The 9,760-nt window shown below is 48.3% G+C and carries 8 protein-coding genes; 3 read left to right on the top strand and 5 right to left on the bottom strand.

Going from position 1 to position 9,760, the window contains the following annotated elements:
* Window positions 1-148 precede the first annotated feature (148 nt).
* Entirely contained in the window at window positions 149-1,333 is a 1,185-nt protein-coding gene (locus tag VN105_RS03295) for a hypothetical protein (RefSeq protein ID WP_325637894.1), read from the top strand.
* Between the two features lie 220 nt (window positions 1,334-1,553).
* Here the strand turns inward: VN105_RS03295 and VN105_RS03290 are convergent, their stop codons facing one another.
* Window positions 1,554-1,937 (bottom strand): hypothetical protein, encoded by a 384-nt coding sequence (locus VN105_RS03290; RefSeq protein ID WP_325637892.1) that lies wholly within the window; start codon window positions 1,935-1,937, stop codon window positions 1,554-1,556.
* Window positions 1,938-2,162: 225 nt separating this feature from the next.
* Between VN105_RS03290 and VN105_RS03285 the strand changes: the two genes are divergently transcribed.
* Window positions 2,163-4,154: a sensor histidine kinase gene (locus tag VN105_RS03285; RefSeq protein WP_325637890.1), complete on the top strand. Its 1,992-nt coding sequence runs from the start codon at window positions 2,163-2,165 to the stop codon at window positions 4,152-4,154.
* Window positions 4,144-4,779 (top strand): response regulator transcription factor, encoded by a 636-nt coding sequence (locus VN105_RS03280; protein WP_325637888.1) that lies wholly within the window; start codon window positions 4,144-4,146, stop codon window positions 4,777-4,779. Before VN105_RS03285 ends, VN105_RS03280 begins: the two co-directional genes overlap by 11 nt.
* A 6-nt stretch (window positions 4,780-4,785) precedes the next feature.
* Here the strand turns inward: VN105_RS03280 and VN105_RS03275 are convergent, their stop codons facing one another.
* The 4 genes from VN105_RS03275 to VN105_RS03260 form a co-directional block, all read right to left on the bottom strand.
* Window positions 4,786-5,658, bottom strand: coding sequence for a glycerophosphodiester phosphodiesterase family protein (locus VN105_RS03275; protein WP_325637886.1), 873 nt, complete (start codon window positions 5,656-5,658; stop codon window positions 4,786-4,788).
* A gap of 86 nt (window positions 5,659-5,744) precedes the next feature.
* The gene (locus VN105_RS03270) at window positions 5,745-7,445 is read right to left on the bottom strand and encodes a GMC family oxidoreductase (RefSeq protein ID WP_325637884.1); all 1,701 of its coding nucleotides are present in this window, start codon (window positions 7,443-7,445) and stop codon (window positions 5,745-5,747) included.
* Between the two features lie 125 nt (window positions 7,446-7,570).
* Window positions 7,571-8,959 (bottom strand): ATP-binding protein, encoded by a 1,389-nt coding sequence (locus VN105_RS03265; RefSeq protein ID WP_325637882.1) that lies wholly within the window; start codon window positions 8,957-8,959, stop codon window positions 7,571-7,573.
* The gene (locus VN105_RS03260) at window positions 8,956-9,681 is read right to left on the bottom strand and encodes a DUF4157 domain-containing protein (protein ID WP_325637880.1); all 726 of its coding nucleotides are present in this window, start codon (window positions 9,679-9,681) and stop codon (window positions 8,956-8,958) included. Before VN105_RS03260 ends, VN105_RS03265 begins: the two co-directional genes overlap by 4 nt.
* Window positions 9,682-9,760 lie beyond the last annotated feature (79 nt).

Below are 9,760 nucleotides of genomic sequence, written 5' to 3'. Positions count from 1 at the left end.
TAACAAGTTGCTCCGCCATGGTTTGCGCTGTTTTTGGCATAATCGTTCTCCTACTTTGCCTGCAGGTGGTTATAAGATAAAGCCCCCTTTGCCATGAAAGTAAAATTTGTACTTTTGTGTTCCTATATCTATTTAAGTACTTTATACCATGAAATCGTATTCGTTAGCCCCCGGCTGGAAAATTTTTATTATTGTTTTCTGCATTATTATAATGGGCGCCGGCGTTGCCGGCTTTATTTATGCCTTTTTTCACAGTACTGATCCTACGGCAACCATGCTGGTAAGCATTGCTTCGGGGTTGGCTATCATTGCCGGCATATGGATGATCGTGGAAACTATTGTAAGCAAAATAATACTTGGGGAAGACTATATCCGGTCGATAACATTGTTTACAAAAAGGGAATTATTGTTTTCCCAGATCAAAGGTTACACGCAGGATGAGAACTATATTTACCTGGCCCCTGTCAGCAATGATCTGAAAAGGATAAAGGTCTATATTTACATGGGCGCCAACAGGGAGCTGCGGCAATGGATAGAACGGCGTTACAACAATCTTACCCTTTCAATGGCGGATCAGACCATGAGAGAAGTAATGCTGGATGAGCGGTATGGCAGCGGGCGGAAAGAACGTAAACTGCTTTTTGAGAAAGCCCGCCGGGATTCCACGGTCATCAATATTACCAGCTGTATTGCGGCAGGCGGCATCTTTATCCAGCAGGTATCCTTTTACGCTGTTATACTGGCTATAATAGCTCCCTGGATAGCCATCGCCTATATGTATCACTACAAAGGGTTAATTGCCATTGATACCTATAAAAACAGTCCCCTGCCTTCCAATTTCATTGCCGTATGTGCCCCGTCGTTTATTCTTTTTATTACGGGAGGCATAAATATTAACGTGCAGGATGCTACCAATATATGGTTGCCGGCCATTGCTATTGGTTTTTTAATGGGATTGTTCTTAGTGGTTACTGCCATCAGGGGCGCGCTTAGCACCAACCGTACAGCCACCTGGGCTGCTGCTTTCCTGTACCTGTTTTTCATCCCGGTTTATAGTTATGGTACGGTCCTTTCCCTGAACACCCGACTGGATAATAGTCGTGCTGCATATTTTGAAACGGAGGTATTGTTCAAACGCATCTCCAAAGGAAAATCAACCAGCTATCACCTGCAACTGGCGCCCTGGGGGCCGGTACACAATACAGAAGATGTAAGGGTAGGCAAAGACTTCTATTTCAGAACGGATCTTAACAGCAAGGTAGGAATTGCCCTGAAGAAAGGCTGGCTGGATATTCCGTGGTTTACAGTGGGCGATGTGGAAAGGTCTTTCTGATAAAAATAGCCCTTGAACTGCACAGTTCAAAGGCTATCAACTCAAAGTAAATCTGATTATGTAATTGTAGTCCTGCCTGGCGGTAGACACCGGCCGGCGTTGTTTCATATCCTTTTCAGTTAGATACTTGTCAATTCCTTTTTGCGGATTTTGTCCGACTCAGGATGATGATTTCGCTTATTACAATGATTTTTACTTTTGGATTTTCTTAACCGGGTAATCAGAAGCGATAATTAGCGCTTGCTGAAAGCACCGTGCCTGCGGAATTACCTTCACTTTTCAGTTCTCCATCCACGAAGATCTGTACCTTCAGTGTGGCCGCAGATGTAGCGCCGGCGCCGTTAATCAGTACATTCAGGTTAATGGCTTCTGCAGGTGAAGTTACTTCAGGGCTGGTCCAGGTGTTGCCGGTGAGATTGGAAAGGGTGGTTACGGATTGATCCCATCCATATAACCCGTGGCTCAAAGTTACTCCGCTGGAACCAATTGCTTTGAAAACTACTTTATGGGAAGAACGCGATGGTTTGTCGTCGTCCTTTTTGCAGGCTGTAAACAATGTAGCTACCATTAATACCGGGAACAAAATCTTTTTAAGTATCTTCATAAATGACAATTGTAAAATGCCTACTCTTTTAAGCACAGTTTTCGGCTTCCCTGTTATAAAATTTACAGAATACAGATGGTTAAAACCTTTATCGGCATTACCGCAAATGTACTCCGGGCGGGCACTTTGAACAATACCAGCATCCAATGATTTATTTATACCTGTTTTCAGGTATTTTTGCCGGCAACGATCGTGTGTAAGCAATTGTTTTATATTTTGGCCTTTATGAGAAGATTATCTTTATTGGTATTCCTGCTTGCGGTATGTTCCTGGTGTTTTGCCCAGGCTCCCCCGCTGAATGAAAAAGCGTTTACAGACAGCCTGGAAAATGTATTGCAACAGGCGCCGTCAGACAGTATCCGTGCCCGCGCAAATTATTTGCTGTCGGAATTTTGGGCAGCCAAAGACTCCTTAAAGGCATCGCAATACCTGGAAAAGGGTAAACAATATAGTGGTCAGCACTCCTACCTGCAGGCGCTTTACTATTTCTATGAAGGAAATTTACTGAAGAAGGGCGACTACGATAAAAGCCAGGCCAGCTTCATGAAAGCGGATACCTTACTCAGCAGGTTTAAAACGGCGGAAGCATATACATTCCGGTCTAAAGCATGGTACGACTATGGCGCTATTGCACAGCGGAAAAACGACTATAAGGCATTTGCCGACATCCTGCTGAACAAAGCCATACCATTGGCTCAACAGGCTGGCGACCAAACAGCAGCCGGGAGGGATTACCTGGCGGTGGGTATTGTATTTAAAAATGCCAGCCAATTCGATAAAGCAGAAATTTATTGCCTGAAGGCGATAGAAACCTTCAGGAATGCACATTCCCCTTCCCATGAGCTGGTAACTGCCTATCATACCATTGCGGAAAACTATTCACTGTCGGCCCGGAATGCCAAAGCCAAACCGGCGCTGGACAGTGCCTGGAAGCTACTGGAGCCATTCCCCGAATCAGATTACCTGCTGGATCACTATGCTGCCGAAGGCATGTATTATACCCTGGAAGGAAAATTCAAGGATGCGCTGGCCAGTCTTGATAAAGGCATACAACTGGCCAGGAAAAAAGGCATGCGGTATGAAGAACAGCGGTTGCAAATGCAGCAGTTCTATGCCTATTTCAACGATAATAACTTTGTGAAGGCAAAGGAAATGGCGACCCTACTAATGCAGCAGAAAGAAATGATGCAACTGGTATCCAACCGGCAGCAGTTATACTACGGTATGGCGCTCACCTGTGAAAACCTGCACCAGATGGGCCCTGCCTACACCTGGATGAAGCGTTACAGTGAGTTGAGCGACAGTCTTGCCCGGACCCAGCTCACCAACGATGTGCATGCCATGGAAATAAAATACCGTAACGCTGAAAAGCAGAAAGAAATTGATGCGTTGAAGGCAAAAGGTATCCAGGATGCATTACATGCTAAAAATTCCCGGCTGGTAAACTGGCTGCTGGGCGCTGCCAGCCTCATTTTACTGGTGGTGCTGTTATTTGCATTGTTTGTATACCGCAGCAAGCAAAAGCTGGCCGCACAAAAAGAACTGAGCTACCGGCAACACCTGCACGAAATAGAGCAGCAGCAGCAATTACAATTCAGCCAGGCCGTATTACAGGGCGAAGAACAGGAACGCCGCCGGCTGGCCAGGGACCTGCACGATGGCCTGGGTGGCATGCTGGCCGGCGCCAAAATAAATCTCTCTGCGCAAATTGAAGATACCTACTCACAGGGGCAGCGGGCCGAACTCGAAAAGATCACCCAGCAACTGGATCATTCCGTTACAGAGCTGCGGCGCATTGCACATAACATGATGCCCGTAAACCTGCTGAAATTCGGATTAAAAACCGCGCTGAAAGATCTTTGTGAATCGCTCATGAGTGAAAATACCCGGATCGATTTCCAGGACCTCGGATTTGAAGATACCCTGCGGGAAGAAGTACAGATCCACATTTACCGCATTGTACAGGAACTGCTGTCCAACGCTATCCGCCATGCACAGGCCAGCAATATTATATTGCAATGCAGCCAGAACGACCACATCTTCTTTATTACCCAGGAAGATAACGGTAAAGGTTTTGACATGCAGGCAGCAGGGAATGAAAAAGGCATCGGGTTAAGTAATATCCGTAACCGGGTAGGATTCCTGAGAGGAAAAATTGATATCGACTCCGCTGTGAATGAAGGTACCACTATAAATATTGAATTACATGTTGATTAACCCAGCCACACTGGCTATTGTAGACGACCATCCGATTGTACTTGAAGGGCTGCAAAAACTGCTCAACAATGTAAAGACCATACAAATCACCGGCTGTTTTACTTCCGGTATGGCTTTTATGTCCTTCCTCAAAGAAAATAAAGTGGATGTGCTGCTGCTGGATATTACACTGCCGGATGCCAACGGTATAGAATTGTGCAGGGAAGTGAAAGCGCTTTCCCCGGAAACACATGTACTGGCGCTGAGCAATCATTCGGAACGCAGCATGATCCTGCAAATGATCCAGAACGGGGCAACGGGGTACCTGTTAAAAAATATATCTTCCGAAGAACTGGTAGCCTGTATACAGGAAGCGCTCAGCGGGATGATCACTTTCAGCAGGGGCGCCAAAGAAATTATGGCGCGCCCTTCCATCAGTGAATTAAAAGGTATTCCCCAACTGACCAGGCGGGAAAAGGAAATACTGCAGCTGATCGCGGATGGTAAAACCACGCCCGATATTGCACAGCAGTTGAACCTGAGCCCGCTGACAGTAGAAACACACCGGAAAAACCTGATCCAGAAATTCCAGGTAAGGAATGTGGCGGCACTGATTAAAGTAGCCGCCCAGCAGGGATTGCTGTAAAAACTTTTATTTGTGTAATCCTTTTTTGCGCAGGTAAACCAATAGCTTTTCGGGGTAGTTTGTTTGAATAGCATTGGCATAGGCTGCATCTTTACGCAGCTGGTCAAACCCGGCGTCTTCTTTTTCCGACTCCAGTTTATCATATTTGCCCAAAGCATTCATCCATACCCGTGTGCCGCTGGCAGTAATGCTTTTCATGAGGGAATCCGAGTAAAAGGAATCGTCGCCATGGATCACGGGGAACTTTCCCTGCTTCGCGGCGATCTCCTGTATTTCCGCCACTTCCGCTATACTATGGGCGCGCGGCATTACGGGGATCTTAGGGTTCCAGCTATGCAGGGTGGGCGCCTGGTGATGATCGTAAATAAAGAACAGTACCTGCTTCTCCATCCCGTGTGCCGCTATCTGAGCAAAGGCTTGTTTCGCAGCGGATTCACTGTCTTCTTTAAAATCCACATCTACAATGATCCTTCCTTTGGTGAGCTGCAATACCTGTTCAAAAGTGGGGATCTTTTCCGTGGTGGGTTGCCCGTTAAAAAGCAGGGGAAACTGTTGCAGTTCCCTGTAAGTATAATCTTTTATTTTCCCTGGTTTGCCGGTAGTGCGTGTAATGGTGGCATCGTGCATTACCACCAGGATATGATCTTTTGTTTCATGCAGATCTATTTCCACCACATCAATTCCCTGTTCAATAGATTCTTTTACGGCAGCCAGTGAATTTTCCGGGTATTTATTATGGGAAGCGCGGTGTGCCGCCACCATGATATGTTCCGGGTGATGATAAAATTCGTTGATGATAGCGTCTACCGGTTCTTTCTGCTGCGCAGCTACCGACAGGGCGCCTGCGCATAAGGTGGCGAATAATAATAATTGTTTCATCAGGTATTTATTTGTTTTAGAGAGATAAAGAGGATGAAAGTATATCAATTCACAGAACATGTGTACCGGCTTAATAGAAAGTTAACCTACAGTTGTTGCCGTTTTAGTTCCTTCACTGCATAATCCGCCGCCCTTGCGGTGAGCGCCATGTAGGTTAATGAAGGATTCTGACAGGCCGAAGAGGTCATGCAGGCGCCATCTGTTACAAAAATATTTTTGGCGGTATGCACCTGGTTCCACTCATTCAGTACGGATGTACGTGGGTCGCGGCCCATGCGTGCCGTGCCCATTTCATGTATGGCCATACCTGGATAGGAATCCCTGTTGAACGGTGTCACGTTTTTCAGCCCCGCTGCTTCCAGCATAGCGGCCGCGTCCTGGTCCATGTCTTTGCGCATTTGCCGTTCGTTGTCTTTGAACTCACAGTTGAACTGCAGTACGGGTTGGCCCCAGGCGTCTTTAATACTGTGATCCAGCGTCACCTGGTTTTCTTCATAGGGCAGGCATTCTCCAAAGCCCATGAGGCCCATTTGCCAGGGGCCGGGTTCGGTGAGATAATCTTTAAACGCCCCTCCTATTCCAAGTTCCGCGATGCCTCTTGACCAGCCGGTACGGCTGCTGTAGCCGGTGTACCCAAACCCGCGCCGGTAGCTGCGTTTATCCGTGCCTATGTTCCTGAAGCGGGGAATATAAAAACCGGCAGGGCGCTGCCCGTAATAATATTTATCGCCGAACTCCTCTGAAATTCCGCTGGCGCCTGCGTGGAAATGATGATCCATGAGGTAGTGGCCCAACACGCCGTGATCGTTGCCTATTCCCTGCGGGAAGCGGCTGGAAACGGAGTTCATGAGCACAAAGGTGCTGCCCAACGTAGAAGCATTTAAGAAGATGATACGGGCGTAGTATTCCGTTACTGCTTTGGTATGTTTATCGATGACACGTACCCCCGTGGCCTTTCCTTTGCTTTCATCGTACAGGATGCTGTTCACAATGGCATCCGTTTGCAGGGTGAGGTTACCGGTTTTCACGGCGGCGGGCAAGGTAGACGATTGTGAGCTGAAATACGCGCCGAAAGGGCATCCGCGGGCACAGCGGTCGCGGTACTGGCACTTGCCCCTGTCGCCGATTGGCTGTGTAAGATTGGCGGTGCGGAAAATGGTCATACGCCTTTCGGGGAAAGTTTTTTCTATCCTGGCTTTCACCTGTTTCTCAAAACAATTCATTTCCATAGGCGGCTGAAAAATGCCATCGGGCAGGTGTGGCAGTCCTTCCGCCTGGCCGCTGATACCGGCAAAGGCCTCCACATGATCGTACCATGGGGCCAGGTCTTTGTAGCGTATGGGCCAGTCGATTCCGATGCCCTCTTTAGCATTGGCTTCAAAGTCCAGGTCGCTCAGCCGGAGGGATCCGCGTCCCCACATAATGGATCTGCCGCCTACAATATCGGCACGGGTCCAGTCGAACCGTTTCTTTTCCGTGTAGGGGCTGTCAATATCCTTCAGCCAGTAGCTTTCATTAAACTCGGAGTATACCCGCTCACGGATAAGATAGGGATGTTCTTTTTTTTGTGCGGGAGTAAGTCTGCCGCGGTACGGCGTTTCCCAGGGCGCCTGGGTAGCAGTGGTGTAATCTTTGATATGTTCCAGCTGCCTTCCTCTTTCCAGCAGGAGCACTTTGAGTCCTTTTTCACACAGTTCTTTGGCGGCCCAGCCTCCGCTGATACCCGAGCCTACTACAATAGCGTCATAGGTGTTCTGCGCCTTCGCCTTAAGGTTTAAGTTGATCATACACACGTAGAATTGGTAACAAGGAAAATAGGAAAAATAAGGGAACGGGGAGGAATAATTGTATAGGCGGTTGAATACGGGGTAACATAAATTCCCGGTATGCGTGATGGCATACCGGGGAATGGTTAAACAATAAACGATCTTCCTTCTTTATTCATTTCTTTCCGGATGCCGTTTACCACATCATCCAGGGAAACCTTTGCTGTTTTGCGTTCCAGTGCTTTCAGGCAGGCATATTGCACTACGTTGATAATATTGCCGCCGGTGATCTCGTACTTTTTCACTTTGCCGGGAATGTCTTCATCATCCTGGAAGCTAACGTTGGGCGGGAATGTTTTTTGCCAGATAGCGGCCCTCTCCCGTTCGCCCGGTACCTGGAATTGTATGATGGCATTGAAACGGCGGATGAATGCATCGTCAATATTATTTTTCATATTGGTAGCCAGTATCACAAGGCCGTTAAAATCTTCGATCCGCTGCAGCAGGTAAGATACTTCCTGGTTAGCGTATTTATCGTGTGCATCCCTTACGCTGGTGCGCTTTCCGAACAGTGCATCCGCTTCGTCAAAGAAAATGATCCATCCTTTATCAGCGGCTTTGGCAAACAATGTTTCGAGGTTCTTTTCTGTTTCCCCGATATATTTTGACACCACCATGGAAAGGTCAATTTTATATACATCCCTGCCGGTATACTTGCCGAGCAGGCTGGCGGTAAAAGTTTTACCGGTGCCGGGTGGTCCATAGAACAGGGCACGGTAGCCTTTCTTCAGCTTATGTTTCATACCCCATTCATTCATCAGCTGGTCGTTGTGATGCAGCCAGGTTTCCAGTTCCCGGATCTGCGCCATGATCGATTCATCCAGCACCAGGTCGTTCCAGGTAAGTTCCGTAGCAATAAGCCTGGCCGGGAAGCTCATACTGAAATGCGGTCTGCCGTGTTTTCCTTTTATAAAGAGGTTTACGTAATCGATGTCCATCATAAGCCGGGCGCTCATCAGCGGCTCTCCGCCCTGCACATCTTCCAGCCATAAAATTCTTTTAAGGGCAAAATCATGATCCGGTTCAAACAGTTCCTGAATTTCCAGGCGTTTCTTCCAGTTGGTACCCGCCAGCAGGAACAGGGCGGTTTCTCCTGTAGGCAGGAAGCCGCGGAATTGTTTTCCGCGTATACCGCCCAGCTGTGGAAATTCACCGGCCTGGGGCAGGAACTGCTGGATAGCTGTATCGTAAAACTCCGGCAGGATATGCGGTACCAGCGCTATCAGCAGCAGGGTAAGTTCTTCATTGTTCCATTTATGCTGCATGGCTTCCGGCCGTACAATTTGCCAGGCGCTCCTGTTTGGCAGCACCGGCGGTTTTAACGGTGTGCCTTCTTTTTTAAAATAGGTGCCCAGCTGGTAATTGATGAGCGCCTGCAGGTAGGCCAGTTCCGGCGCCATAGCGGGAGTGGCGGCTTCAGGCGCCCCCACTGTTTTCTGTTTCGTGGCTGTTTTCTTTGTAGCTACTTTACTCATGATGTGGTCCCTCCAGGTTGTGTGGCTGATTTTTCTTTAGCGGCGCCCTGCTGCACCACATGTGTAAGTTCATGTGCCAGCAGGTGTTTACCGCTGCTGGTATCAGGATTATATTTTCCTGCATTGAAATAAACATCGTTCTTACGGGTAAATGCCTGCGCGCCCAGTTCTTTGCTCATTTGCACGGCTGATGCGCCTGTATGGATGTTCACGTGGCTGAAATCCACGCCGAACTTATGCTGCATTTCATGGGCGGTTTGAGCGCTCATACGGCTGCCTTTACCGGAGGAGCTTTCAATCTGTGAAGAGAGCTGCGGTGAAGCGGAGGTACTGCCGCCGCCGGCAGCGGCTTCGGATTTTTGTACCTGCCCTTCTTCCTCGTGTTCGCAGGCCGCGCATTTCCGTTGCAGTTCCGGCTTGGTTTGAATGTCTTTATCGCGGCGCATGCGGGCGTCGCTGGTACTTAGCTTTTCTTCTGCTTCAGAAGTGGCGAGGCGCTGTACGGAAGAGATGTCTTTTTTTTGTACCACTGGTCCGGCGCCACCACTGCCGCTTACCACTTTATCCGCTACCGAATCGGCTTCCCGTTCAAAGGCATCACCGGGTGTGTTTACGGAAAGCTTCGGCTGGAAAAAACCAGGCGCTTTCTTTTGTTGCACGCCGCTGAAAAAAGGTTCCTTTGCGGATGTGGCGGCGGGTAAAGATTGTTTACTATCAAACATAATAACTATTTTATTCTGCTTAGAAAATCTTCTCCGAGGCGGCGGTAATCCTTTGCTCCATGCGATACCGGGTCGAAGC

Origin of the sequence: Chitinophaga sp. (genome assembly GCF_035564935.1) — a bacterium.
Taxonomy (GTDB): domain Bacteria; phylum Bacteroidota; class Bacteroidia; order Chitinophagales; family Chitinophagaceae; genus Chitinophaga.
The sequence above is the reverse complement of the archived record's forward strand: the minus strand, read 5'-3'. Positions and strand labels throughout refer to the sequence as shown.